Annotated in this window: 23 protein-coding genes; 8 read left to right on the top strand and 15 right to left on the bottom strand. The window is 61.0% G+C overall.

Going from position 1 to position 25,181, the window contains the following annotated elements:
- Nucleotide 1: 1 nt before the first annotated feature.
- The 8 genes from FKG95_RS18485 (at nt 2) to FKG95_RS18450 (ending at nt 8,892) form a co-directional block, all read left to right on the top strand.
- Nucleotides 2-1,471, top strand: coding sequence for an SRPBCC family protein (locus tag FKG95_RS18485; protein ID WP_142897880.1), 1,470 nt, complete (start codon nt 2-4; stop codon nt 1,469-1,471).
- Entirely contained in the window at nt 1,468-2,334 is an 867-nt protein-coding gene (locus FKG95_RS18480; RefSeq protein ID WP_142897879.1) for a fumarylacetoacetate hydrolase family protein, read from the top strand. Before FKG95_RS18485 ends, FKG95_RS18480 begins: the two co-directional genes overlap by 4 nt.
- 3 nt (nt 2,335-2,337) lie before the next feature.
- Complete coding sequence (locus FKG95_RS18475; RefSeq protein WP_142897878.1) at nt 2,338-3,111, top strand: alpha/beta fold hydrolase; 774 nt, start codon at nt 2,338-2,340, stop codon at nt 3,109-3,111.
- Between the two features lie 30 nt (nt 3,112-3,141).
- Entirely contained in the window at nt 3,142-4,476 is a 1,335-nt protein-coding gene (locus tag FKG95_RS18470) for a metal-dependent hydrolase family protein (RefSeq protein WP_246116821.1), read from the top strand.
- A 592-nt stretch (nt 4,477-5,068) separates the two neighbouring features.
- Entirely contained in the window at nt 5,069-6,079 is a 1,011-nt protein-coding gene (locus tag FKG95_RS18465) for an ArsJ-associated glyceraldehyde-3-phosphate dehydrogenase (protein WP_142897877.1), read from the top strand.
- 7 nt (nt 6,080-6,086) lie between these two features.
- Nucleotides 6,087-7,379, top strand: coding sequence for an organoarsenical effux MFS transporter ArsJ (gene arsJ, locus FKG95_RS18460; RefSeq protein ID WP_142897876.1), 1,293 nt, complete (start codon nt 6,087-6,089; stop codon nt 7,377-7,379).
- A gap of 233 nt (nt 7,380-7,612) precedes the next feature.
- On the top strand, nt 7,613-8,320 hold the full coding sequence (locus FKG95_RS18455; protein ID WP_142897875.1) for a Crp/Fnr family transcriptional regulator: 708 nt from the start codon (nt 7,613-7,615) through the stop codon (nt 8,318-8,320).
- Nucleotides 8,317-8,892, top strand: a complete 576-nt coding sequence (locus tag FKG95_RS18450; protein ID WP_142897874.1) for a DUF4202 domain-containing protein — start codon at nt 8,317-8,319, stop codon at nt 8,890-8,892. The genes FKG95_RS18455 and FKG95_RS18450 overlap by 4 nt, the downstream gene beginning before the upstream one ends.
- Before the next feature lie 7 nt (nt 8,893-8,899).
- Here FKG95_RS18450 and FKG95_RS18445 read toward each other — a convergent pair whose 3' ends face one another.
- The 15 genes from FKG95_RS18445 to FKG95_RS18375 form a co-directional block, all read right to left on the bottom strand.
- On the bottom strand, nt 8,900-9,175 hold the full coding sequence (locus tag FKG95_RS18445; RefSeq protein WP_142897873.1) for a cytochrome C oxidase subunit IV family protein: 276 nt from the start codon (nt 9,173-9,175) through the stop codon (nt 8,900-8,902).
- Nucleotides 9,172-9,729, bottom strand: a complete 558-nt coding sequence (locus FKG95_RS18440) for a cytochrome c oxidase subunit 3 family protein (RefSeq protein WP_142897872.1) — start codon at nt 9,727-9,729, stop codon at nt 9,172-9,174. The genes FKG95_RS18445 and FKG95_RS18440 overlap by 4 nt, the downstream gene beginning before the upstream one ends.
- Complete coding sequence (locus FKG95_RS18435; protein ID WP_142897871.1) at nt 9,726-11,669, bottom strand: nitric oxide reductase activation protein NorD; 1,944 nt, start codon at nt 11,667-11,669, stop codon at nt 9,726-9,728. Before FKG95_RS18435 ends, FKG95_RS18440 begins: the two co-directional genes overlap by 4 nt.
- A 9-nt stretch (nt 11,670-11,678) precedes the next feature.
- Nucleotides 11,679-12,500 carry a CbbQ/NirQ/NorQ/GpvN family protein gene (locus tag FKG95_RS18430; protein ID WP_246116820.1) on the bottom strand — a complete coding sequence of 274 codons (822 nt, stop codon included), beginning with the start codon at nt 12,498-12,500 and terminating at the stop codon, nt 11,679-11,681.
- 5 nt (nt 12,501-12,505) lie between these two features.
- Nucleotides 12,506-13,879 (bottom strand): cbb3-type cytochrome c oxidase subunit I, encoded by a 1,374-nt coding sequence (locus FKG95_RS18425; RefSeq protein ID WP_142897870.1) that lies wholly within the window; start codon nt 13,877-13,879, stop codon nt 12,506-12,508.
- A 127-nt stretch (nt 13,880-14,006) separates the two neighbouring features.
- The gene (locus FKG95_RS18420) at nt 14,007-14,459 is read right to left on the bottom strand and encodes a c-type cytochrome (RefSeq protein ID WP_142897869.1); all 453 of its coding nucleotides are present in this window, start codon (nt 14,457-14,459) and stop codon (nt 14,007-14,009) included.
- A gap of 213 nt (nt 14,460-14,672) precedes the next feature.
- The gene (locus tag FKG95_RS18415) at nt 14,673-15,056 is read right to left on the bottom strand and encodes a c-type cytochrome (protein ID WP_179954165.1); all 384 of its coding nucleotides are present in this window, start codon (nt 15,054-15,056) and stop codon (nt 14,673-14,675) included.
- On the bottom strand, nt 15,053-16,018 hold the full coding sequence (locus FKG95_RS18410; protein WP_142897868.1) for an FAD:protein FMN transferase: 966 nt from the start codon (nt 16,016-16,018) through the stop codon (nt 15,053-15,055). Before FKG95_RS18410 ends, FKG95_RS18415 begins: the two co-directional genes overlap by 4 nt.
- Nucleotides 16,015-16,578, bottom strand: coding sequence for a nitrous oxide reductase accessory protein NosL (locus FKG95_RS18405; protein ID WP_142897867.1), 564 nt, complete (start codon nt 16,576-16,578; stop codon nt 16,015-16,017). The genes FKG95_RS18410 and FKG95_RS18405 overlap by 4 nt, the downstream gene beginning before the upstream one ends.
- Nucleotides 16,575-17,399, bottom strand: a complete 825-nt coding sequence (locus FKG95_RS18400; RefSeq protein WP_218940244.1) for an ABC transporter permease — start codon at nt 17,397-17,399, stop codon at nt 16,575-16,577. The genes FKG95_RS18405 and FKG95_RS18400 overlap by 4 nt, the downstream gene beginning before the upstream one ends.
- Nucleotides 17,396-18,313 (bottom strand): ABC transporter ATP-binding protein, encoded by a 918-nt coding sequence (locus FKG95_RS18395; RefSeq protein ID WP_142897866.1) that lies wholly within the window; start codon nt 18,311-18,313, stop codon nt 17,396-17,398. Before FKG95_RS18395 ends, FKG95_RS18400 begins: the two co-directional genes overlap by 4 nt.
- Entirely contained in the window at nt 18,310-19,581 is a 1,272-nt protein-coding gene (locus FKG95_RS18390; RefSeq protein WP_142897865.1) for a nitrous oxide reductase family maturation protein NosD, read from the bottom strand. Before FKG95_RS18390 ends, FKG95_RS18395 begins: the two co-directional genes overlap by 4 nt.
- Nucleotides 19,582-19,583: 2 nt before the next feature.
- A complete protein-coding gene (gene nosZ / locus FKG95_RS18385) occupies nt 19,584-21,488 on the bottom strand; it encodes a TAT-dependent nitrous-oxide reductase (protein ID WP_142897864.1) in 1,905 nt (634 codons plus the stop codon).
- Nucleotides 21,481-23,673 carry a NosR/NirI family protein gene (locus FKG95_RS18380; protein WP_218940243.1) on the bottom strand — a complete coding sequence of 731 codons (2,193 nt, stop codon included), beginning with the start codon at nt 23,671-23,673 and terminating at the stop codon, nt 21,481-21,483. Before FKG95_RS18380 ends, nosZ begins: the two co-directional genes overlap by 8 nt.
- A gap of 124 nt (nt 23,674-23,797) precedes the next feature.
- Nucleotides 23,798-24,988, bottom strand: coding sequence for an NnrS family protein (locus tag FKG95_RS18375; RefSeq protein WP_142897862.1), 1,191 nt, complete (start codon nt 24,986-24,988; stop codon nt 23,798-23,800).
- Nucleotides 24,989-25,181: the final 193 nt, after the last annotated feature.

Genomic DNA, 25,181 nt, shown 5'->3' with positions numbered 1-25,181 from the left:
GATGGTTGAAGTCCGCCGCTCCACAGTCATCGATGCTCCGATCGAAGAGGTCTGGGGGATTCTGCGCGACTTCAACGGCCACGACCGCTGGCACCCGGCGGTTGCCCAGAGCAGGCTCACGGGCGCCAGGTTTACCGACCAGGTCGGGTCGGTTCGCGATTTCCGGCTCACCGGCGGCGAGAGGGTCAGGGAACAACTGCTGAGCCTCTCGGACAAGAGCTGCAGTTTCAGTTATGCGATCGTCGAAAGCGATGTTCCGCTTAATGACTACGTGGCCCATGTAGCCCTGAAGCCCGTGACCGACGGGCGACGCACCTTCTGGGACTGGCGGTCGAAGTTCCGCCCGCCAAAGGGACGCGAGCAGGAGCTGGCGCAGTTGGTTGCGGAAGGGGTTTACGATGCAGGCTTCTCTGCGATCCGTGCGCTGGTGGCCGGGACGTCTAATCGGTCCGCACCGTCGACTGGATCTGCTGCAGGGTCGATCGAAGGACAGGCCATCATAGTGCAACGGCACGGTGGCCCGGAAGAGCTGGTCATGGAGACCGTTCAGGTGCCGCCTCCCGGATCCGGCGAGATCAGGTTGCGCCACACGGCCATCGGCGTGAATTTTATCGACGTCTACTGCCGCACCGGATACTTCGATTTGCTGAAGCCGCCGAGCGTGCCCGGCATGGAAGCTGCGGGGGTTGTCCTCGATGTCGGACCGGGCGTAACCCACCTGCGTGTTGGAGACCGGGTCGGCTATGCCTGCCCACCGGTGGGCGCTTACGCCAGCCATCGGACCATGCCGGCTGATCTGGTTTTCCAACTGCCTGAGGATGTGAGCGACGAGACTGCCGCCGCGGGCTTGCTCAAGGCTATGACTGCGGAGTTTCTGCTCCACAAGGTACATCCTTTGCAGGCGGGCGAGACCGTCCTGGTCTACGCACCCGCGGGCGGGGTAGGCCGCATGCTCTGCCAGTGGGCCTCGCATTTGGGTGCGCGCGTCATAGGTGCGACCTCCAGCCCGGAGAAAGCGGCAGCAGCGCGGGCCGCTGGGGCGGAGGCTGTCATTCTTCCCGGCGAAATCAGTCTCGAATCGCAGGTGATGGAATTGACTGCCGGCCATGGCGCCGACGTTATCTTAGACGCCGTGGGACGTGACAGCTTTGCCCATTCCCTGCGGGCGCTTGCAATCCAAGGGCATCTGGTCAGCTACGGCCAAGCTTCAGGGCCTGTGGGCACTTGGGATATCGGCGCGCTTTCGTCACGTTCCGCCACCATCTCGCGTCCGAACTTCGGGCATTACACCGACACACCCGGGAAGGTGCGCGAGATTACGTCGCGTGTCTTCGATGCGTTGCGCGCCGGCGTGATCAGCGTTGAGATCGGTCAACGCGTTGCGCTCGCGGACGCGGCAAAGGCGCATCGTGATCTGGAGGGGCGCAGCACCACAGGGTCGACAATTCTCATACCGGGGGAAAGCTCGTGAAAGTAGCCGTCTTTGAATGGAACGGAATCAGGCGTGTGGGGCAGGTGGACGAAGCCGCGCAGACAGTGGCGCCCTTTGATCTGCCTCTCGATGCCGCACGCGAGGCAGGGGTCACGGTCCTGATCGACCGGCCGCTGCCGCCGACGGGAACGCCTATCGCGCTGTCGGACGTAACCCTCTGTGCACCGGTGCCGCGGCCCCGACGGAACGTCTTCTGTGTCGGAAAGAATTATCACGAGCACGCCCAGGAGTTCTCCTCCTCCGGCTTCGACAGTTCGGCGGCCAAAGGGGCAGTGCCAGAGCACCCGATTGTCTTCTCCAAGACTCCGGAGAGCGTCATAGCCGCCGGCGCGCCGGTCAAAATCGATCCGTCGGTGTCGGAGGCCATCGACTACGAGGCTGAACTCACGGTGATCATTGGCAAAGGCGGGCGTAATATTCGCGCTGAGGACGCTCTGTCGCACGTTTGGGGTTACACGATCGTGAACGACGTCACGGCGCGTGATCTTCAGGGGCAGCACAGCCAATGGCTGATCGGGAAGTCTCAGGACAGTTTTTGCCCCATGGGTCCTTGGGCTGTCACCGCCGACGAAATGAACCTGGATGATGCGGCGATCCGTTGCTGGATCAATGGCGAACTCCGTCAGGACTCCAACATCAAACTCCTGATTTTCGATGTGCCCACCATCATCGCCGCGATCTCGAACGGTCTGACCCTGATGCCTGGAGACGTGATCGCCACCGGCACGCCCGCCGGTGTCGGGATCGGCTTCAACCCGCCGAAGTATCTCAAGCCCGGTGATAAGATGTCTGTCGAGATCAAGGGCATCGGGCGCCTGGATAATCCGGTGGAGGCCTTCTGAGTCATGGTCGATATAAAACTCGGGAGTATGGTGAGCGAGGTCGCCGGAGACGGACCGGTCGTCGTGTTGGTTCATGGCTTGGGAGGAAGCTCCAACACCTTCCAGCCCTTGATGCCCACCTTGAGTGGGTTCCGCGCGATCCGTCCCGATCTGCCGGGGGCGGGCCGATCGGACATGCGGCCCGGGCTTGCCGGGCTCAAGGGACTGGCCGCTGCCGTCGCCGAAATGCTGCGGGCACAGGCAATATCGGAAGCGCACTTTGTCGGCCATTCCATGGGTACGGTTATCTGCCAGGAGCTTGCGGTGTCTCAAGCCGATCTGGTCACGAGTATGACTCTTTTCGGGCCGATCCTGGAGCCGCCGCCCGCCGCTCGCCAAGCTCTCCAGGCGCGGGCGGAGGAGGCCCGCAAGAACGGCATGGCCGGCATCGCGGACGCTGTATCGAACGCCAGCCTCTCGGCGACGACCAAAGAAAGAAACAGCGCGGTTGTCGCGTTCGTGCGTGAAAGCCTCATGCGCCAGGATCCTGCCGGTTACGCCCGTCACTGTGAAGCGCTGGCCGATATGCGGCCGCCTGAGCATGGTGCGATTTCCTGTCCTACGCGGCTGGTTACTGGTGCTGAAGACGTGGTCGCGCCGCCCCAGATGGGCGAGCAGCTGGCTCAACGTATCGCGGGGTCCAAATTGTATATACTGCCCAACTGCGGTCACTGGACGATGATGGAAATGCCGTCAGACGCGGCACAGCATCTCTCTTTGCAGCTGGGTGAAAACTGATCCGAAAAAACGGAATGGAAGGAAGCAGCCTTGGCCGATACAAACTATACCGATTGGGGTGGCGGACGCAGTTCCTCGAGCGAAAACGCCATTACCTTCACCAATATCCGGGTTCTCGATGCCACCGGTGAGGCGCCTTACACGGGCGAGGTCGTGGTCGAGGGCAACCGCATCAAGTCTGTGAGCCGTTCAAGCGGCGGCTATGCCTGGGGCAACGGCGGTGGTCAGCGGATCGATGGGCGTGGTGCGACCCTCATGCCGGGCCTGATCGATGCGCACCTCCACTTGAGCTGGAACAATGCCCCCGGGATCGCGCCGATCCAGATGATGCCGCTGGAGGAGCATGTTCTGGTCACCGCCGAGATGGCGAAAATCATGATCGATGCCGGCTTTACGGCGGGGCGGGGGGCCGCGGCCGCCAAACACCGGCTCGACGTCGTGATCCGTGACTTCATCAACCAGGGACGAATTCCCGGCCCGCGTTACACCGCGGCGGGTCCCGAGATCACGACCGTGGGCGGTCTGGGCGACACATCCCCACCTCACATCCAGCACGAAGGCATGAACCTGGGCATTGTCGTTTCAGGTCCCGAGGAGATCCGGCGGACCGTGCGCGAGCTGATCAAATACGGTGTCGATACCATCAAACTCAACCTTTCCGGCGAGGAAATCACAGGCATGGGGGCAGAGGAAACGCCCATGTCCGAAGAAGAGATTTCCATGGCGGTGAAGGAAGCACGCGTGCGCGGGAAGTCTCTTGCCGCCCACGCCCGCTCATCGGAATCGGTCAAGCAATGCGTCAGGCATGGCATCGAATACATCTATCACGCCTCCTTCGCTGATGAAGAAGCGCTCGATATGCTCGAGGCGGTCAAGGACAAGCATTTCGTTGCGCCGGGTCTTGCCTGGCTGATCAATACCTCGCGCAATGCCGGGGACTATGGGATCAAGCCGGGCACGCCGATCACCATCGCCTATGAGAGGGAACTGGAAATGGCCGTCGAGACCATGAAAAAGATGCACAAGCGGGGCATCCGGGTTCTTATTGGCGGCGACTACGGCTTCGCCTGGACCCCGCAAGGCACCAACGCCACCGACATCCATACCTTCGTTGATCTGCTGGGCATGTCGCCGATGGAGGCAATCCAGGCCGCCACCAAGTATGGCGGCCAGATCATGGGGATGGGCAATGAACTGGGCATGATCCGTGAGGGCTACCTTGCCGACCTGCTGCTGGTAGACGGTGACCCCATCGCCGACGTGCGGATCCTGCAGGACAAGAACCGGCTGCTCGCCATTATGAAAGACGGCAAGTTTCACAAGGCACCGACCGGTCATGTCGCGGGAATGCGGGTCACGGCGTAGAGGCAATTTGTAAGCTTGTCCTCGTAGGATTGTAAGACCGGTCGGTAACGTGAGCTGCGCTAAGGCTCCGACTGTATGACCGCGGGCTTCCGCGAGGGCATGACAGATGGACTCTGTTTTGCCTGCGTCACATAACCAAAATTTTTCTGAAAACTTTTTGTCACAAAGCTTCTCTAGAGATGGTCGCGCTGAGGAGCTATTAACTCCGTTCGCCCCGCATATGTCTGCTTTTTGAGGGGTGGATACCGGACCAGTACCCTCGACTGAAATCGTCCCTGATACACTGACGCCCTGTCCGGTATGCGCACCAGGGTCCGTTGAGGTTCAGGATACGACCGGGGTTGGCCAGAGCTAAATCAAGATTAGGAGCGAGGAGGCAGAACATGTCGGGCATATTCAACGACGAGCGACGCGAGCTTGATTTAGCTCTGGCCAATCCTTGCAGGACGGATCGTATGTTTTCAGCTCTTGCATCGCGAGCGCCTTGTGTGGGGCCCGCCACACGGCGCCACTCGCTCCTAGCCGCTGAAAACATATGATCCGCCACGACGATATCCTGAACCTCAATAGACCCTAGGTCTGGAGACAACGAATGGTGAATGTTGCGCTTAACGGTATGGGCCGGATCGGCAAGCTCGTCTTGCGCGCTTTTGTCGAAGAGGGTTTGCCTGCGAAGATCGTTTTGCTGAACGACGCGACGGGCGACACGGAACAGCACGCCCATCTGCTTGAGTTCGACACGGTCCATGGTCGCTGGGACGCGAAGATTTCCCATGACTCGGAAAGCGTGACGATCAACGGCAACCGCATGCTGATGACGGGTGAGGCCCGGATTGGGGATCTACCACTCGCCGAACTGGGTGTAGATCTGGTCGTTGACTGCACAGGCGTATTCAAGACACAGGCACTTTTGCAGCCCTACTACGAAGCGGGTGTAAAAAAGGTCGTAGTGTCCGCACCTGTGAAGGAGGCCCACGCGCTCAATCTCGTGTATGGGATCAACCACGATCTTTATGACCCGGCTCAGCATCATCTCGTGACAGCGGCGAGCTGCACGACCAATTGCCTCGCACCTGTTGTTAAGGTGTTATATGAAGAAATTGGAATTCAGCACGGGTCGATCACGACAATCCACGATGTTACCAATACGCAAACGATAGTGGACCGACCCGCAAAGGATCTCCGGCGCGCCCGCTCGGCGCTCAACTCTTTGATCCCGACCTCCACAGGCTCGGCGACGGCAATCACCCTGATTTATCCCGAGTTGAAGGGGCGCCTGAACGGCCATGCGGTCAGAGTGCCGCTTTTGAACGCGTCCTTGACGGATTGCGTCTTCGAGATGCAGCGGCCCACGTCGGTCGAGGAGGTGAACGCTCTCTTCGAAACCTGGGCCAATGGACCCTTGAAGGGTATTCTCGGCTATGAAACCCGTCCATTGGTCTCCGCCGACTTCGTCAACGATCCCCGCTCGGCGATCGTCGATGCTTTGTCGACGATGGTGGTCAACGGGACTCAGGTAAAGGTCTATGCCTGGTACGATAACGAATTCGGCTATGCCTGGCGTCTGGCAGATGTGACCCGCATGCTGGCCGGATCGATTTGAGGTGTTCATGAGCGAGGCAGCAGCAAAGCGTCCACCGGGGTTGGCGGCCTATGCCGTAGTGACGCTGGCCTATTGGGCGTTCATGCTGACCGACGGTGCTCTGCGCATGTTGGTGTTGCTGCATTTTCACAGTCTCGGCTTCAATGCGATTCAGCTCGCGTGGCTGTTCCTGCTCTACGAGTTCATGGGCATGGTTACCAATCTCTCGGCTGGCTGGATCGCCGCGCGTTTCGGACTGACAAGCACGCTCTACGCCGGTCTGTTGCTTCAAATTGGCGCTCTGCTCGCTTTGACCCAGCTTGAGACCGAGTGGGCGCTGCTGGTTTCCGTCATTTTCGTGATGGCGGTGCAGGGCGTCTCCGGCGTCGCTAAGGACCTTGCGAAAATGAGTGCCAAAAGCGCGGTCAAGATTTTGGCACCGGCAAACGAGCAAGGGGCATTGTTCCGTTGGGTCGCGCTTCTGACCGGATCGAAGAATGCCGTTAAGGGCTTCGGGTTTTTGCTTGGTACCTTGCTGCTGGGTACAATTGGCTTTACGGCATCCGTCTTTGCGATGGCGATTACCCTGAGTGTCATCCTGCTCGCTGTTGTGGTTTTGATGCCGGGCGGTCTGTCTGGCGGAAAAAAAGACGCCAGGTTCCGCGAGGTCTTCTCCAAGGACGCCAATGTGAACCGCCTGTCTGCGGCGCGTCTCTTTCTCTTCGGGGCTCGCGACACCTGGTTTGTGGTTGGCATCCCTATCTATTTCTACAGTGTCTTGTCCGATGGCAGCCTGGCGGGAAACCGCGCTGCCTTTTTCCAGATCGGAGCTTTCATGGCGGTCTGGATTATCGGCTACGGAATTGTTCAGGCGGCCGCGCCAAAGCTGTTGCGTGCGAAGAGGAAGAGCCTCGCTGAGACAGTGGGACATGCGCGCCTGTGGGTTGGGTGCCTGACGGTAATTCCGGCTGTTCTTGCAGGAGCTGTCTGGTTCGCTCAACCACAGAGCACTGCGGATTGGTTGACGGCCACCCTGGTTGGCGGACTGCTTCTCTTCGGTGTGGTTTTTGCGATCAACTCGTCCCTTCATTCTTACCTGATTCTGGCCTTCACCAGTTCGGCACGCGTGACCATGGATGTGGGCTTTTATTACATGTCGAATGCTGCTGGCCGGCTGCTCGGAACTCTGCTTTCGGGCCTGAGCTACCAGTTCGGTGGTCTGACGCTTTGTCTGGCAACGGCGGCGGCCATGTCGTTCCTCAGTTTTCTCTGCGCGACGGGCCTCTCAAGGTCTCATCTCTCATCAAAGCAGTCGGTCTAAGACTTTAAACTCTCGCCAAGCGCTCATTCGGACTTAAACCCGTGTTTTTGACGTAAGTGCAAAAACTTAGAAAACCGCTATACTCTTCTTACAAAGGTTGACCCCTGCTCCTGCAGGTTTGAGGGGTATGCTGCGGCTTTATGTCGGTATCCGGCCCCGCGACTTGACTCAGCTCAATGCTGAAGAGCGTTCGTTAAAATATTACAACGCAAAGAATAAATACGGGGTGGGTTATGCAGCGAAATGACGATGCTCAGATCGCTAAGGCTTCTGTGCTTCTGGCCAGCGTGCCTGAGGATGTCGCCGAGACAATCCTGGCGCGGTCGGAAATTCGTGTCCTGGACCGTGGCGAGACGATTTTTCTGCAGGGCGAGCCCGCGGATAGCGTCTTTATCGTCCTTGAAGGCTGGGCGAAGCTGTTTCGGATTTCTCATAACGGTGCTGAAGCTGTGGTTGGTGTCTTCACCAAAGGCAGAAGTTTTGGTGAAGCAGTGGCATTCCGAAGCGATGTTTATCCGGTTGGCGCAGAGGCGGTCACCGACTGCCGCCTGATGCAGGTTCGCGCTTCGATCATTCTCGATATGATGAAGTCCCGCCCGGAGGTCTGCACCGCGATGCTGGCCTCCACCTTCAAACATCTCCATGCCCTGGTGGCCCAGATAGAGCAATTGACGGCTCAGACAGGTGCCCAGCGTGTGGCTGAGTTCTTGATTGAGCTCTGCCCCGTCGATGAAGGACCCTGTGCGGTTACTCTGCCATACGACAAGGTTCTGATCGCGGGCCGTCTGGGGATGAAACCCGAGAGCCTCTCGCGCGCCTTCGGCCGCCTGCGGGACACCGGCGTTAAGATCAGTCAGAACCATGCCGCGATCTCCGACGTGGCGCGCCTGCGCGACTATGTCGAGGAAGATCGCGCGACGGCCTGGAGCCGGGTGCAATGAACGGGCGGCTTGAAGCGGTTCTCGCCGCAATCGACGAGGCCAATGCGGCGGATCCCACCCTGGAAGATGACGAAACGGGCCGACAGCCCGCTGCGTTGCTTTACGGACGCCGTATGTCGTCGGAATTGGCGCGGATCTGCCCTGAGGCTTCTGACATTCTGAAGATCGCCGCCCGCGGCCAGCATATCGAGCGCTGGAAAACGCCACGTAGCTCCTTTCCGGAGGGCAAGGCGGGTTACTTTGCCTGGCGCAAGGGGCAGGGCGCCGCCCATGGGGCCCGTCTGGCAGGGTTGATGGCGGCGGCAGGCTATGACGAGGCGGATTGCGCGCGTGTCGGGCAGCTTCTGCGTAAGGAGGGGCTTAAGCGGGATGCCGAAGTCCAGATGCTGGAAGACGTGATCTGTCTGGTGTTTCTGCGCTGGTACTTTGCGGATTTCGCCGAAGGCCGGGAGCCTGATCAGATCTTCCGTATCGTGTCCAAAACCGCGCGCAAGATGTCGGCTGAGGGCCGTGCGCGGGTTGCCGCGGAATTCGATCTGCCGCCTGAACTGGCACCGGCTCTGGCAGTCTGATCGCCGCTTACAGTCCCGCCGCGAGATAGAGCGCGAGCAACAAGACCATATAAATCGCGATCAACAGATTGAGTCCGCGGTACCAGGAGGGTGCTTCTGCCAAACCCAGGTATCGGGCCAGGATAAGGCGCGCCTTCATGTAGGCAAGAAACAGGATTGCCGCCCCGGCAATCGGCCCGGTGATTCCTCGCGTCACGAAGTATGCGATGGCGGTGGTTGTGAGGCTCAGGGTCAATAGCCAGACCCAGCACCACCAAAGTCTATTCTGAAAGATGCTTTTCATCTCAGCAGGTAGATCACAGGAAACAGAAGGACCCAGATCAGATCAACCATGTGCCAGAAGGCGGTGCCGGTCTCCAGGTTGCGTGGACTGTCGTAGCACGCGATAAAGCCCAGAATCACAATGCCGGCCACCACATGGGCCGCGTGAAAACCGGTCAGTAGGTAATAGAAGGTGAAAAAGGGGTGTGTCTCGGTGCCAATCCCCGCCGATAGCTTGTCGCCGTACTCGATCGCCTTGACCCAGAGAAACACGAGACCCAGCGCCGCGGCGCCCGCGAGCCAGAGCCTGGCCTGCTTCCGCTGGCCCTGAGCGCCGTCCCGGTTTGCCAGTGCGGCACAGAGGCCGCTGGTCACCAGGACGGCGGTGTTGAGGCCGCCCGCAGCACGGTCGAGGTGATCCTGCGCGTCGGCAAATCCCGCCGGATCACTAATCCGCACCGCGAGAAAAGCCGCGAGCCCGGCACCGAAAACCAGCAATTCGCTGATTATAAGCACCCACATCATCAAATCGCCTGGCAATTCGGCGAGAAGACCTTGCTCCTTCGCCTCGCTCATGCGCCGACCAGATGCCGATAGATCTCCGGCAGTGCCGTGGTCAATCGGTCCGGATCGGGGATGACGGCGTAGCCCCCGCGCCCGAAGATGCGCGAGAACCATGACTTCCCCTTGGCATCGACAGTTACGCCGAAGACGGATTGGCCAGCGCGGCGGGCCTCGCGGATTGCCATGCGGCTGTCCTCGATTCCGTGTTGTCCTTCGTAGTGGTCCAGATCGTTGGGTTTGCCGTCGGTAATGACGAGAAGCAGTCGACGCTGACGTGACTGGCGGGCGAGATCTGCGGAGACATGGCGGACGGCGGCACCGAGCCGGGTGTAAAACCCTGGCCTCAGGCCTGCGATTCTTGCCTCAATCTTTGCCGACATGGGGTCGCTGAAGTCTTTGCAGCGGCGCAGGTAGACCCGGTCCCGGCGCAGTGAAGAAAAAGCGTGAATGGCGCAGTCGTCCCCGCAGGCCGAGAGGCCCCAGGCGAGCGCGGTCAGAGCTTCGCGTTCGATATCTATGACGGCGCGGCCGGTGACCGCGCTTTCCGTGGAGCGCGATACGTCGAGCAGGATCGAGACTGCAAGATCCCGCGCCTCGGAACGGGCCGCCCGCCAGATCCGGTTTGAGCCCCGGCCCGTCGCGCGGAGCTCGACCTGAGCCCGGACGGCGGCTTCCAGATCGAGGTCGTCTCCGTCGGGTTGACCGGGCAGGACGAGCCGCCGCGGCCGCAGGGCTTCGAACTGGCGCTTGACTGCCCGGATGCGGCGTTGCGCCCGCGGGTCGTCGGCGTAGGGGGCAGGCTCCGAACTCTGCGGGGCGTCGCTGGCAAGCACGCGACAGTGCTCAGGCAGGTAGCTTCCACTTCGTGCATCCCATTCCGGGTAGGTGAACTTACCTGCAAGCCGCTCCAGATTGACGTCCTCTGGAGCGAGGTCGAGATGCAGCTTCAGCCGTGTTGCGGGCGCTTTCGAGATCTGACCCAGACCAATCTCATCCTGATCGTCGAGGGCTTTTTTCGCGTTATCGAGATCGTCGTCGTCGACCCGGCGATTAAGATTCAAAAACTCGGCCCAGGCCAGGACGGCTTCAAAGCGATAGAGGATCAGACTGTCCCGGCGCTTGGCCTGATCGGCCTTCTTGCGGCGGGCCCGAAATGTGCCGTCGCGACCCTCCTGCGGCGGGCCTTCGGTATCGGGGCTCTCCAGCTCCGTGGGCGCTGAGAGGATAAGGGGACGGAGATCCGGCCAGAGCGGCACGGGCTGATAGGGGCGGTAGCCTCTAGGGGCTTGGTAAGCAGTGAGATCGGCGTCAGCCTGACGCAGCGCCGGCAGCATGTGTGCGGCGTGGGCGTTGAGGTCAGGCTCAGCGCCCAAAAGAGCCTGGATCATCGCCTCCATTCCCGCTTCCCAAGAGGGCAGGACCCGAGGCGCGCGAAGGCTCAGGCATGCGCGCGACAATTCCTTGTAGAGTGGACGCAATCCGGGACAATGCTCCAGGGTGTCGCGCATCATCGTTTGTCCGGCGGCCAGGGCGCGCAGATCGGCCCGCAGAAGATCCTGTTCCGTGATCGGTGAGGGCGCATGGGCCGCACTGGCGGCCAGCCAGAAATAAAGGGATAAATTGGCTTCGCGGTGGGGAAAATCAGCGATCCGTTCCGGCAGGCGCAGGGCTTCGCCGTCGAAACTCGCCCGTGTGATCCGCTCCGCGCTGGCGCCGAAGCTTCGGCGCCAGGATAAGCGGTGTCGGCTGGATTCCGGGGCGACGGCTTTGATCTCGACCGAGCTCGCGCCGCCCAGCCCCCGGAAGAAAACTGCCAGCCGCCCGACGACCTCGTCGAGGTCGACCGCGGCTCCATGATGCACCTCCGGCGCATCCAGGCGGCTGGCGAATGCGTGCCACAGTTTCCCGACCGATTCCTCGGGTTCCCATGGCTCGAAGGCGACTCCGGTCATCGCTGTACCTCACCCAAAGACAGCGGTGACCAGATCCAGGAGTCCGCGTTTTACATCCTCATCATCTGTTAGGGGTTCAATCATGGCTGCCAGGATCGCCCGTTCCACAGGCATGCCCTGATGGATCAGGGTTGCGCAGTAAACGAGCAGGCGGGTCGAGACGCCTTCCTCCAGATCCTGGCCTCTGAGACCCCGGAGCTTTCCGGCCAGGCGCACCAGAGGCGCAACGCGGTCGGCGGAGAGACCACTCTCTGTCGCGACGATTGCGGTTTCCTGCTCGGGCGCCGGGAAGTCGAATTCAATCGACAGGAAGCGTTGCCGCGTCGAGGGCTTCAGGGTTTTTAAAATATTCTGGTAGCCGGGGTTGTAGGACGCGATCAGCATGAACTCCGGCGCGGCCACAAGCTCCTCACCGGTGCGGTCGATCGGCAGAATCCGCCGGTCGTCGGTCAGAGGGTGGAGTACGACGGTGACGTCTTTGCGCGCTTCGACGACTTCGTCCAGATAGCAGAGCGCCCCGGCCCGGACCGCGCGGGTGAGGGGGCCATCCGCCCAGACGGTTTCGCCGCCTTTCAGCAGATAGCGTCCGATCAGGTCGGCGGCGGAGAGGTCGTCGTGACAGGCGACCGTATAGAGCGGGCGGTTAAGCTGCGCGGCCATGTGCGCCACGAAACGTGTTTTACCGCACCCGGTTGGTCCCTTGAGCAAGAGCGGCAGGCCATTGCTGTGCGCGGCAGCGAAAATCTCGCATTCATCGCTCTGGGGGAGATAGAAGGGGGCGGCTGCCCCCTCCTTTTTTATGGACCCTTCCATGACCATGGATCCTTCCATTGCCTTTACTCCGCGGCAGCGCGCTGTTGCATATGTCCAGGCTCGATCACTTCTTTGCGCGGCGCGAGGACAGCGTAGATGAAGAGCAGAGCCCCAAGGACGACAGCGATGCCTGAGCCGAAGCGCATGATGTAGAAGATCTCGATTTGATCTTGAACGTCCATGAAGTTCTCGCCCATGACCCGCTGCAGGTGAGTTTGGACGACCCCTGCGAAGGTGAGGACAAAGGTCATGAAGGTCATGCCACCGGCCATCAGCCAGAAGGACGCCATGTTCAGCACCTGGTTATAGGGATCGCGGTTTTTCAGGATCGGGAAGGCATAGGTGAAGATTGCCAGGTTCAGGGCGACATAGGCTCCGAAGAAGGCAAGGTGCCCGTGCGCCGCCGTGATCTGCGTGCCGTGGGAGTAGTAGTTGACACCATGCAGTGTGTGCATGAAGCCCCAGACTCCGGCCCCGAAGAAGGCCAGAACGGCGCAGCCGAGCGCCCACAAGAGAGCGGCTTTGTTGGGATGATCGCGCTGGCCTTTCCACACCATGACGAACGCGAACGCCATCATGCCGAAGAAAGGAACGACTTCGAGTGTTGAGAAGATCGAGCCGATCCACTGCCAGTATCCGGGCGTGCCGATCCAGTAGTAGTGGTGACCGGTGCCGAGGATACCGCTGAAAAGCGCCGTGGCGACGATGACATAGAGCCACTTCTCGACGATCTCACGATCGACGCCCGTAAGCTTCAGCATCAGGAAGGCCAGGATGGAGGCCATGATCAGTTCCCAGACGCCTTCGACCCAAAGATGGATCACGTACCACCAGTACTTCTTGTCGAGCGCCAGGTTGGCGGGATTGTAGAAGGCGAAGAGGAAGAGCAGCGCCAGACCCCAGAGACCGATCAGCAGCACGCTGCTGATCGCGGTCTTCTTACCCTTCAGGAGCGTCATACTGACGTTGTAGAGGAAGATCAGCGCGGCGACGACGATCCCGGCCTTGACCCAGAGCGGTTGCTCGAGGAATTCCCGTCCCTCCTGACCGAGAATGGCGTTACCTTCGAAGAGATTGAAGATGTAGGTCACGACGACGCCCAGGGTGCCGACCACCATGATGATGAGGGTCAGATAGGCCAGGAAGGGCGAGTGAATTTCCTGTTCGGACTCTTCCGGTATCAGGAAATAGGCCGCGCCCATGAAGCCGAGAAGCAACCAGACCACCAGGCTGTTGGTGTGCAACATCCGTACGATGTTGAAGGGCAGCAGTTCGCTCAGGGTGTTGGGCGAGATGTAAATCCAGCCGGCCAGCAGTCCGCCGCTAACCTGGATCGCGAAGAGCGCCATTGCGACCAGGAAGTAGGCCTGCGCAATTTTTTGGGTTTGATATTTCATTGGGTGAGTCTCCTTAGAGAGCGGTCGTTCTTGATTTCTGCAATCAAGGGCGTGAATCGCTCTCCAACTGATATGATGAGAGGCTGATTCACGTTTGACTTTGATTTCAAAGTAAAACGATCAGGCTCTAGCCCGCGTCGTTCGGTGGCCATTCCTGCGTGCGGATCGTATTGGTCCAAAGCAGGAAGTCCGTGAGATTGCGGACCTCTTCATCGGTCAGGTGGAATTGCGGCATCTGGCGCCGCCCCTCGACACCGGTGGGCTGTGCATCCATCCACGACTTCATGACATCGAACGCGGCTTCGGGGTCGTCAACGACACCCCAGCGTGTCATCACGTTCCCCAGTTCGGGAGCGTAGTAAGCACCTTCGCCAAGAATCGTGTGGCAGTTGACGCAGGCCTTCTCTTCCCAGATGCGCTTTCCGCGCTCAACGCTGGCGGTCAAGGTCGCCTTATTGGTCGACGTCTCGACGATATAGATGTGACTGTGGATCGCCAGACCCACGAAGATGACAATGAAGAATAACGACCCTCCATAAAATATGTTCCGGGCCATGGACTTGGTCATGACTTCGCGCATCGCGCTCCCCTTTTTGGAGTCGTTTACAGTGTGGGGAGAATGGCGGAGCGGGCGTTGGAGAGCCTTAACGAAAGTCAAGAGGGAGACGGGGAATCTCGGAGAGACGCTTCAACAGACTGGAGTATCGGGCGCTGTGCAGGCAAAGCGCACGCAAAAACCGGTCGGGATCGCATCTGCAATCCCGGCCGGATGTTTCCATGACCTGTTGAAGGTCTATTCGTAAGTCTTGAGATAGGCGATGACGTTGACCCGGTCTTCTGCCTTACGCAGTCCGACAAAACTCATCTTGGTGCCGGGGGTGTGGTCTTTTGGTTTCAGCAGGTAAGCGTCGAGCTCCGCGTCGTTCCAGACCAGACCTTCTTCCTTCCTGGCCAGAAAGGCCTTGGAATACCTGTAGCCTTCGACCGATGCGATTTCCGCGCCGATGATGCCGTTGAGCTGCGGCCCCACTTTATTCTTCGCGCCTTCGCCAACCGCGTGGCAGGCTTTGCATTTGTTGAAGACTTTTTTGCCCTTATCGACATCGCCGTCGGCGAAGGCCGGAGCCGACAAGGCAGCGACCAGGGCCGCCAGGACGGCGGTTCTCCGTATCTTCATCTATCATCCCTTCCGTTATTTTCAGATGAGGCGAGAACTTCCAGGGACGCCGAGGCATACAACGGCAACACCCTCTCGATTGCCGCGCGCGGCAGCAGGCAAAAAGCCGTCGAGAGGCCATCCGCCATGGCGGCCCGCTCCGCGGAGACGGAGACCACTGCCCAAGTCCTGGCGAGGCCGCCGCTGCGCGGATCGAGAATATGCCCGACAGTGTTTCCGGCATCGAGCAGCGTGCCTCGCGGCGCCGAGGTTGCAAGGGCACGGTTTTCAAGCGAAAGCCGCCGGATAATTCTGTTGTCCGGCGTCGCGACTCCCGCCCGCCAGGCATTGCCATGCGCGTTCCGGCCCAGAGCGCAGATCTCGCCCATTTCGACCAGAACGTTGCTCAATCCGCGCGCGCGCAATAGATCGGCCACCTTGTCGGCGATATAGCCCTGTGCGATCCCATTGAAGGTCAAGGCCATGCCCTCGCGTGTGAAGGAGACGGCCTTCGAGTCGTAACGCAGAGCCGTCCAGCCGGTGCGTCGCCGAACCTCACCGATTTCGCGCGCGCTCGGGGTTTCACCCTTCGATGCGCGCGCGGCGTAGAGCTGCCAGAGCGGCTGGACCGTCGGATCGAAGGCCCCCTCCGTTGAGCGGTGGAGACTGTCCGACAGGCTGATGAGTTCCAGAAGTTCGGGCGGCGGGCTCTCCAAATGTCCCTTAGTGTTGAGGCGGACCAGGGCAGAGTCCGGCCGGTAGAGACTGAAGATTCTCTCGAGCCGGGCAACTTCCGCCTGCACCGCGGTGAAGACATCTGTGGCGGCGGTCTCCTCCACGCCTACGAGCGACATTGAGGCTTTCGCGCCCAGGGCCGAACCTCGCCAGCGGGCGGCTGGTGCGGTCGCCAGGGTTGATGACGGCAGAACCGCCAGGGCCGCGGAAACGCTGATAAAGCGGCGGCGGGAGAGTCTTGCCGTCATTGCGTCGTCTCTCGCGGTTCCGGGTTTTCGACCGTCTGATGACTCTCGCCGGGGAGATCCAGGTCGACCGGCGCCAGGACGACCTCGCTGGGAATCTCCTCCAGCGACATAACGTTGCCGCCGCGATCTTCCGCGAAACGCTTAGCGGCGGCCAGGGTGCCGAAAGGCGCGATTTCAGGGGCACCCATTCCGCCTTTCACGTCCGCGCCGACCACGAAGGACGCGGCTTTGGCGGCAACCCAGTTGGTGGGACCGGGTTCGTCCCAGCTTTTCGCCTTCTCCATATCGCTGACATAGACGGCGATCACCGGTGCGTCGCGTTCCGGACTGCGCAGATAGGCAACGGCATCGCGGACCTGGGCGAAGAAGATCGGTCCGGGCATGCCTTCCAGGTGAATCTGGGCCTTCGGTCCGCCGTGATCGGCGATCCACATCTGGCAATAGTAGCTGAGGGCTGTTTCGGTCAGCGGAACGGGGTCGGGAAGCTCGACGATTTCTTCGCGGCAGGCCGTCAGGGCGAGCGGTGCGAGAAGGAGTGAAAGAAGAAGATGCCGTCTCATGGTTCGACTCTCCCGAATGCGCCGCGCGCCATGAAGAGGGCCAGCGGCGGCCAGAGCATTAGCGATGCCGGTGCGACCCAGGCGGGAAGGGCATCAGCGGCGCCCGTCATACCGGTCGCCAGGGCAACGCCCTCGGCGCCGGACACGTTCCATAGCCGGAAGGCATCCGCCGGATTGAGGGCTAAGAGCCAGGGAAAGACGCTGCGGGTGAAGAAGCCGCCGTCGTCAAAGACAATCGCGCCCAGAAGGCTGAGGTCGTAGAGGACCACGAACAGCAGCCAGAGCCCGGCGGCGAGACCCGCCGCGGCAGTGGCGCTTCCCGCCAGTGCCGAGACCAGATAACCCAGGGCCAGGAAGGCCCCGCCCAGCAGGATCGATGTTCCGATCAGCCGCGCCAGCGCCAGCAGGCTCTCGCTGCCTGCGCCGCCCGTCAGGGCCGCAGCTGCGCCGGCGGTGCCGAAACCGAGGGTCATGGCGAAGGCGAGGGCGCTCAGGTGGGCCAGGAACTTGCCGAGCAGGACTTCGCCCCGCGAAACCGGATAGGTCAGGATGAGGGCGAGCCCGCCTCGCTCCACTTCGCCCGCGATTGCGTCGAAGGCCATCATGAGCGCGAGCAGGGGGGCCAGATAAACCGAAAGCGTGGTCATGGAAGCGACCGAGACGGTCAGCAGGTCGACGCCCAGGGCACCGGTCGGCGCGGCACCGGCAAAGGTCAGCGCCAGGGCAAAGAGCATCATGATCAGACTCGCCGTCAGCACCCAGAGATTTCGCCGAGCAATCCGGAGTTCTGTCGAGGCGATGGCGAGAACGCGGGTTATCATGGCTGCTCCTCCCCGGAAAAGCGCCGATAGAGGTCTTCGAGGCTCGGCGGAGACATCTCGACATCGGTCACAAGGTCGCCGAGGGCGGCGATCCGCGCCAGGCGCTCCATTTTTTCGTCCGGCTGGCAAAAGAGTTCGACCGACGCGCCGTTGAGCCTCTGGCCGCCGAGTTCCGCATGCAGCTCGGTGGCATCGTTGTCCTTGGCGGTCAGCTTCAAACGGATCGGCAGGCCGGCCCGCTTGCTGAGCCGTGCCAGAGTGTCGTCTGCAACCAGTTCGCCTTTGCGCAGGATGGCGATCCGGTCGGTGCGGGCCTCTACTTCGGTGAGCGCGTGGGAGGAGATCAGCAGGGCCGTGCCCTGGGCGGCCATCTCGTCAATGATGCTGTAAAGTTCGTGACGTGAGATCGGATCGAGGCCGCTGGCCGGTTCGTCGAGCAGCGCAACGCTCGGACGCCCCAGCAGCACCTGCGCCAGTCCCAGGCGCTGGCGCATGCCCTTCGACCAGGTTCCGATGCGCCGGTCGGCCGCATCCGCAAGCCCGACCCGGTCCAGGAGAGGGGCGACGACTTTGCGCGGCTCGCCGGCCAGCCTGGCGAAGAGGGAGAGTTGCTCACGGCCGCTCAGCGCGCGGTGGAAGGCGACCGCCTCGGGCAGATAAGCCACCGCTTTCCTGGCGGCGTCGGAACCGGGGCGGGCGCCCGCGATGGTGATTTCGCCTGCGTTTGGCGTGCTCAATCCCAGTATCTGCTTCATGAGCGTGGTTTTGCCTGCGCCGTTGTGGCCCAACAGGGCGACCCGCTCACCGGGCCGCAGTGCGAGAGTGACCTCGTGAAGCACCTCCGTGGCGCCGTGGCTTTTACACAGCTTCTCGACGATCAGAACGGGAGCGCTGCTTGCGGTATTTTCTGTCATGAGGAATCTCCCAGGGCTGGGATTTCGATTTCCACCGGCTGCATCATGGGGCGGCTGTCGTAGACGCCGCCGGGCAGCAGTGCGGGAAAGGCGGATTGAGACCAACGGACGAGCTGCACGGCCGGAGCCCCAAGCAGCAGTTTGGCCGCAGGCTGGGTCCAGAGGATATGGTCCATGCTGTCGTTGGGCCGGTAGGGTGTATCGGCGATGCCGTCACCGTTGATGTCGTAGGCGGCGAAGTCGCTCCAATAATTCCCCAGGCCGTTGGCCGACCAGTCGACCCAGCGTGAGCCGACGTACTTGACCTGTGTGCGGTTGCCGATAAAGGCGTTGCCGCTGATTTCATTGCGCTCCGATCCCGCGGTGAAGTGAATACCGGTCGCGCAGCGCTCGAAGCGGTTGCCGGAAATCAGGTTTTTGTGGGCGTTGTAGAGGAAGGTGCAACGGTTGCCTCCGTCGCGCACGAGATTGCCCCTGACTTCCGAGCTGTTGGCGTAGTTGAGCATGACGCCGTGATCGGCGTCGCCGATGGAGATGTTGCCGATGATCCGGACACGCTTGGAGAACATCACCGCGTAGCCAAGGTCATTGCCGATCGAGACATTGCCGATGACTTCGCTGTCGTCGGCGTGCATGTAGTGGACGGCGAAGCGCAGTTCCCGGAATTGATTGTTCTTGAAGGAGTTCTTTTTCGAGGTGTTCACGAAGATGCCGTCGCGGCCCCAGCGGACGTCGTTGCCTTCGACCCTTGCGCCCGGCGCATTCCAGACGTAAACGCCGTTGCCCCGGTCGTTGACGCGGTGGTCGCGGCGGCCTTCGATGAAGTTGTTGGCCACCAGGGAGTCTTTCGCGCCGTGGATGTTGACCCCGTAAAGATTGCCGATCAGCCGGTTGTTCTCGACGATGGCGCCGGTGGCTTTCTTGCCAAGCGTAACGCCGGAGTCGATGGTCTGGTGGGATGAGCCGGAGCCTTCGATCGTCAGGCCGCGGACCACGACGCCCGGGACGGTCACGCTGATGACGCTGCCTTCACCGAGGCCGTCGATCACTGCTGCGCCATTGCCCTCCAGAGTGAGCGCCTTATCGATCACGACGGCGCCGGAATGGCGTCCCGGCGCAAGCTTCAAGACGTCGCCGTCTTCAGCCTGCGCCAGAACGTGAGCCAAGGCCCCGGGCTCTGCCGGCACGTCCCATTCACTCGCGACGGAGGCCAGCGGCCACAGCAGCAGAGCAGGGAAAAGCGCCGTAATGAACCCGGGGCGTTTCATGGTCAGACTCCCCTTGGTTCCACAAGCATGCGTCCGCGCATTTCCATGTGCAGGGCATGACAGAACCATTGGCAATAGAACCAATGCACGCCGGGACGTTCGGCGATGAAGGTGACCGAAGCGGTGGCCTGCGGTGCGACCTCAATGGCGACACCGAAGTTCGCCATGCAGAAGCCGTGGGTCAGGTCGTCGATATCGTCCATGTTGGTGACGTAGATCGTGACCTCGTCACCTTGCTTCACCGTGAATTTCTCCATGCTGAAGCTTGGCGCAATTGAAGTCATGTAGACACGAACCTTGTTGCCGTCCCGGATCGGTTCGTCGGCACCGGACTCGATATCGACACCGTCGGCTTCCGCCTGCTTGATGGCATCGGCGAAGGTCGGATCGTTACGGTCCCAGACAACCACCGGGTTCACTTTGGAACGGTGAACGATGATGCTGTCATGGGGTTCCGCGAAGGTCGGGCCGTCATGAACGACCTTCATCTCATCGCTGGAGATATCGATGAGCTGTTCGTTCTCCGGTTTGAGCGGTCCCACATTCAGGAAACGGTCCTTGGAGAACTTGTTCATCGAGATCAGCCACTTCCCGTCGGCCTCTGCGGTCTCACCCATGGAGGTCGAGTTGTGGCCGGGCTGATAGTGGACATCGACCTTGGAGATGATGGGATCGACGTCGCTGCCGTTATAGGCCTCGATGGCCTTATCGATGTTCCACTTGGCAACCTGGCTGTCGAGGAACAGAGTCGTGAAGGCGTTGCCCTTGCCGTCGAAGGCGGTGTGCAGCGGACCGAGGCCCAACTGCGGCTCGGCAACGATGCAGGACCGCGGATCGGCGTCTTCCTCAAAAAGCGCGTCGATCTTGGTCACGTCGATCACCGAGACGGTGGGCGAGAGCTTGCCGTTGATCACGATGTGCTTCTTGTCGGGTGCCGCGTTACAGCCGTGCGGACTGTTGGGAATCGGGACGTAGCGGGTATATTTCGAACCCTTGCGGCCGTCGACGACCGGGACGCCGTTGAGTGTCTGGAAATCGCCGGTGGCGACCGCTTCTTCGATCCGCTTGATGTTGAAGATCACCGCATGGTCGGTCTCGTTCGCGGTCATCTCGGCCAGGTTGGTGCCCATCTCGGAATTATAGCTGGTCGAGAAGGCGTATTTGCCCTGATAGTCGCAATCGCAGTTGTCCAGGTTGCCGCTCACGATAACCTGCCAGGCGACTTTCATCTCGTCACCGTCGATCGCGCTGAAGATGTTTACGTAGTCTTCAGGGCTGTCGAGAATCGTGCCATCGTTCACCAGTGGCGTTTCGTGTTCGCCGTTGGCGAAGACATAGCCGGTGCGCGGGTACTTCTGCGGCCGCAGACCATGGATATCGCTGGCATTCGGAATCTCGATAATCTTGTCGCATTTCATGACGTCGCAGCGGACCCGGGCGACCCGCGTGTTGGCTTTGTCGTTCATGAAGATATAGCGGCCGTCGTAAGTACCGTCGGTAAAGGACATATGGGGGTGGTGAAGGTCGCCGTTGTCATAGGTGACCTTGCCCTGGGCCTTGAGATACTCTTTTGTTTCAGGCAGCAGGCCTTCGGTCAGAATCTTCAGGGACTCGTTGGTTTGCCCCCAGCCGGTGGCCGAGCAGCGATTGAAGACCGGGATGCGCATGAATTCGCGCATGGACGGCACGCCGAGGATACGCAACTCGCCCGTCTGGCCCGAAGACCAGAAGCCGTAGTATTCGTCCAGTTCGCCGGGGTCCAACGCGTGTTTCCCCGCGGCTGCGCGGGCCGGCTGGCTGTTCATGACCATGCCGGTGCCGCCGGCAGCGGCCAAGAGGGCACCGCCTGCAGAAGCGCCCAGCAGATGACGCCGGTTTATCGACCAGTTTTTATCCTTCTCAGACATGAGTTCCCTCCTTCAGTGGAACGCGAGCGCCAAACGCCTTTTCCAGCGCGGCGGCGCTCTCCTTGTTGCGCGCGACCATCTTCGCGTGCCGTTTCAGTTTCTTGATGACGACCGGGCATTTCTGGCCCGACTGGTACAACACCTGGCAGTGCAGGCAGTTGACGCATTCGTTGGGATTGATCTCGCCGGTCGGGTGGATGGCCTGCACCGGGCACTCATTGGCGCAGGTTTTACAGGGGTTGCCGCATTCGCGGTAACGCTTCAGCCAGTCGAACATGCGCATCCTCGCAGGGATCGCGAGGGCGGCGCCAAGCGGGCAGAGATAGCGGCAGTAAAAACGTTCGATGAAAAGACCGACGACCAGCAGGCCGACAGCGAAGAGGACGAAGGGCCATTCCCGCGCGAATTTCAGGATGATCGCGGTCTTGAAAGGTTCGACTTCGGCATAGGTCTCCGCCAGAGGTATCGAGGCCAGCGAGACACCGAAGAGGCCCAGGAAGATCATGTATTTGATCGGCCAGAGGCGTTCGTGCAAACCCCAGGGCAACTCCCACTGCGGCACTTTGAATGCCCGGGCGATGCGGTTGGTAAGTTCCTGCAGCGCACCGAAGGGGCAGAGCCAGCCGCAGTAGACGCCGCGCCCCCAAAAAACCAGGGCGGCGGCCAGCGAAAACCACAGAATGAAGATCATGGGGTCCAGCAGGAAGGCATCCCAGGTGAAGCCGGTCTGAAGCGCGCCGGCGAGAGCCATGAGATTGACGACCGAAAGCTGCGCGTTGGCATACCAGCCCAGAAAGACGAGCGTGACCGTCAGAAAGCCCATGCGAAACCAGAAAAGGCTGCGTTCGTTCCGAGTGGCCTGGAACTGAAAGAAGAACACCGCGGTCAAAACGATCAGCATGGCCGCAAGCCCGGCGATTTCGAATTGCCGGTCACGCCAGATCCGCTGCCAAAGCGCGGCCTTCGCCGCGGCTTCTTCGTCCGGCGTGTCCAGAGAGACCGGAGTCAGCGGAACGAGATAGGACTCCGGCAGCCGGTAGGCGAGATCGAAGGTCAGAAAACTCTTGTCGATCGGCCCGACCGCGCGCTGTGCCAGAAGTTGCAGGCGCCAGGGTTCCGCGGGGTCAAAGCCGGAGTCGGCGGGGATCTTGAAAAGATCGAGTTCGGTAAAGCTCGGTGCGCCTGCGGCTGCGATTGTGCCCAGACGGCGGTGCTGTTTGTCGAAAAAGCGGACTGAGTTGTCGCCCTGGATCAGCTGGATGCGGTCGAAAATTCCGCCCCGCACATAACCGGAGCCCTTGAAGGAGTAACGGCCGCGTCCCGCGACCATGATGGCGTGTTCGCCTTCCTTGAGCCAGGTCGTGAGGTTGTTGTATTCGGCGTCGCCCATCAGGCTGCGGCCGATCGACGGCACACTGATCAGGGCGGCTTTCATCGAAATGAAGCTGTCGGTCTCGGGACCTTTTTCCGGGCGGGCGGCAGCCCGTTCGTCGCCTGAAGCGGCGAAGGCCGCGTTGATCTGGCCGACATCCAGCGTCAGGGAGCGGATAGAGCCGTCACCCTCCAGTGTCGTCCAATCCTCAAGGCGCTCGACACTGACATCTATGACTCGCTGCGGACCTGAAATTTCAGGGGCGAGACCGCCTAGACCCAACGCGCGGGCGACTTTGAGACCGCCGCGGACGAGCGAATCGTCAATCACCATGATGGTGACGGTGGCGCCTGAGATAATGTCGAGATCATGCGCCGATCCGCCGGCGGCGGCCTCCGCTTTGAGATCCAGTCCGGCGTAGCCCTCGGTCAGACGCTGGACCTTGACGTCGGGAATTCCGATCAAAACGATCGGCTCCGAATGTTCGACCAGACGTACGCCGGCCAGAACGGCATCGGGCGTGATGGCGGCGACCACATGGATCGGCTTGCCGGAATAGCCGGTCGTGCCTACGAAGTCCGAGGTCAGGAAGGCCCAGCCGAGGGTTTCGCCATTCTTCAGGATTGGTGCAACGGGAATATCGTCGCGCAATTGACCGAAGCCGGTCGCACCGGGCATCAGGTCGCTGGCTTTTAATGTGGTCAGAAACCGGGGGAGTTCAGGTTGGCCCGATGCCGCAACCGTAACCCGGGGCTCCACAAGCAAAGAGGCCGCAAAAGACAGGCACATCAGCAGGCAGATCAAGAGGCGCACGGACATCACTCCAAAAAAGCCCGGCCACTCTCTGCCTGCACATTTCTGAAGTCCTTGACTTGCGTCAAGAGACGCCGTGAGTTTTTCCTCTACTCCCACGCGTAGCGGTGTCAGATCGGAGATCTTAAGGACGTGAGTCGAGATTCAGAATCACCGGCAGGTAAACGGCGACGAAGAGAGTAAAGGCGGCGATCCACAGACCGCCGGAGACCAGCGTGGCTGCGTTGTACCACTCGATTCCACCCGCCGAGCCGACGGCCCGCAGGACCGCGGACAGAGCGATGAGCAGATAGGCGAGGGCAATGGGTGCCGATACGGTCAAAGCTTTGCCTGCGTGCCCCAGGATCGCGCGGCTCATGACGGCCAGGGTCATGCCGCCAATGGCTCCGATTCCCAGAAGATGCAGGGCCGCGACCTCGCTGAAGAGATCGAGAAAGGCCAGACCCAGAGCCATGTAACCTGTGGCGAGCATGGCGAAACCGAGGTGCAGGCTCCAGAGGATCGGTTGGGAGAGCGTCCAGCGGCCCCGCCACCCGGCGAGGCGTGCGGCCTGCAGTGCGCCGGTGAGGAAGGCGACCAGAGCAACGGCAATATCCGGTACGGCAAAGACGATCAGCAGTGGCAGCAGGATCGCCGTCGCGATCGCGGTCCCATCGAGAACCCGGTGAGAGCGCGGCAGGTTCGTCTCGATCCCGGACCGGGTCATGGCGTTACGGGTGAAGGCCGGGATGATACGGCCGCCCAAGACGACGATGATGGAGATTGTGCCCAGCAGCCCCAGACGCAGACCCGGCCAGACACCGTCGTCGATGAGCCCGCTCCATTCCAGATGAACCAGAAGGTTCCCGCACCAGACCATGGTGAGAAGCAGCAAAAACATGAGGTTTTGCGGTTTCGGCCTTTTAACCAATTGGGTCGCGATCTTACTGGCCAGCAAAGGCAGAAAGGCAAGATCGATGGCGGCGACCAAAAGGGGATCGAGTGCACCGGACCACCAGACCGCGAGGCGGCCTGCAAGCCAGAGTCCGGAGGCCGCGACGATAAAGAGATGGCGGGCCGCCTTGGTACCGGTCCAGTTGGGCACGGCGGTTAAAAAGAATCCGCCCAGTGCCGCGCCCGCGTATCCGAAAACCATCTCGTGCGCGTGCCAAAGATGAGGCGGCACCGCGAAGGGCATTTCGGTGACCAAAGCGCCGGTCGCGTGAATGCCGAGCCATCCGACCCAGAGGCCGACCGAGATCACGGCGTAGAGACCGGCGGCGAGAAAGAAGATGCGAAAACCTTCGCTAAAGAGGGTTCGCAGGGCGGTGATCATACGGGTTTTTCCGGTGAGACAGGTGTTGGAGCCGGGGATGGGGTCGTGACGGCCGCAGGCACGCTGATACTGCTTTCCGCCGCCAGGGCAAGACCGACCGCGCCCAGGATGAAGGCCATGAAAAATATACGTAAAAGAGAGAACCGGATCGGAAGGCACCGCATCGGACACTCCGTTATCTGAGGCCGGAAAA

The organism is Denitrobaculum tricleocarpae, assembly GCF_007004665.1.
Taxonomy (GTDB): Bacteria; Pseudomonadota; Alphaproteobacteria; order Kiloniellales; family Kiloniellaceae; genus Denitrobaculum; species Denitrobaculum tricleocarpae.
Note: the sequence above shows the minus strand (reverse complement) of the source record. Positions and strands in the feature narration are given on the sequence as shown.

Bases quoted from the DNA above. Each gene is read 5' to 3' on its own strand.
- FKG95_RS18415 (WP_179954165.1), bottom strand. From the start codon at position 15,056: ATGAAGATACGGAGAACCGCCGTCCTGGCGGCCCTGGTCGCTGCCTTG.
- FKG95_RS18375 (WP_142897862.1), bottom strand. From the start codon at position 24,988: ATGATCACCGCCCTGCGAACCCTCTTTAGCGAAGGTTTTCGCATCTTC.
- FKG95_RS18390 (WP_142897865.1), bottom strand. From the start codon at position 19,581: ATGAAACGCCCCGGGTTCATTACGGCGCTTTTCCCTGCTCTGCTGCTG.
- arsJ (WP_142897876.1), top strand. From the start codon at position 6,087: ATGAGCGAGGCAGCAGCAAAGCGTCCACCGGGGTTGGCGGCCTATGCC.
- FKG95_RS18440 (WP_142897872.1), bottom strand. From the start codon at position 9,729: ATGAGCGAGGCGAAGGAGCAAGGTCTTCTCGCCGAATTGCCAGGCGAT.
- FKG95_RS18445 (WP_142897873.1), bottom strand. From the start codon at position 9,175: ATGAAAAGCATCTTTCAGAATAGACTTTGGTGGTGCTGGGTCTGGCTA.
- FKG95_RS18430 (WP_246116820.1), bottom strand. From the start codon at position 12,500: ATGGAAGGATCCATGGTCATGGAAGGGTCCATAAAAAAGGAGGGGGCA.
- FKG95_RS18455 (WP_142897875.1), top strand. From the start codon at position 7,613: ATGCAGCGAAATGACGATGCTCAGATCGCTAAGGCTTCTGTGCTTCTG.
- FKG95_RS18465 (WP_142897877.1), top strand. From the start codon at position 5,069: ATGGTGAATGTTGCGCTTAACGGTATGGGCCGGATCGGCAAGCTCGTC.
- FKG95_RS18450 (WP_142897874.1), top strand. From the start codon at position 8,317: ATGAACGGGCGGCTTGAAGCGGTTCTCGCCGCAATCGACGAGGCCAAT.
- FKG95_RS18405 (WP_142897867.1), bottom strand. From the start codon at position 16,578: ATGAGACGGCATCTTCTTCTTTCACTCCTTCTCGCACCGCTCGCCCTG.
- FKG95_RS18420 (WP_142897869.1), bottom strand. From the start codon at position 14,459: ATGCGCGAAGTCATGACCAAGTCCATGGCCCGGAACATATTTTATGGA.
- FKG95_RS18410 (WP_142897868.1), bottom strand. From the start codon at position 16,018: ATGACGGCAAGACTCTCCCGCCGCCGCTTTATCAGCGTTTCCGCGGCC.
- FKG95_RS18485 (WP_142897880.1), top strand. From the start codon at position 2: ATGGTTGAAGTCCGCCGCTCCACAGTCATCGATGCTCCGATCGAAGAG.
- nosZ (WP_142897864.1), bottom strand. From the start codon at position 21,488: ATGTCTGAGAAGGATAAAAACTGGTCGATAAACCGGCGTCATCTGCTG.
- FKG95_RS18435 (WP_142897871.1), bottom strand. From the start codon at position 11,669: ATGACCGGAGTCGCCTTCGAGCCATGGGAACCCGAGGAATCGGTCGGG.
- FKG95_RS18475 (WP_142897878.1), top strand. From the start codon at position 2,338: ATGGTCGATATAAAACTCGGGAGTATGGTGAGCGAGGTCGCCGGAGAC.
- FKG95_RS18400 (WP_218940244.1), bottom strand. From the start codon at position 17,399: ATGATAACCCGCGTTCTCGCCATCGCCTCGACAGAACTCCGGATTGCT.
- FKG95_RS18425 (WP_142897870.1), bottom strand. From the start codon at position 13,879: ATGAAATATCAAACCCAAAAAATTGCGCAGGCCTACTTCCTGGTCGCA.
- FKG95_RS18395 (WP_142897866.1), bottom strand. From the start codon at position 18,313: ATGACAGAAAATACCGCAAGCAGCGCTCCCGTTCTGATCGTCGAGAAG.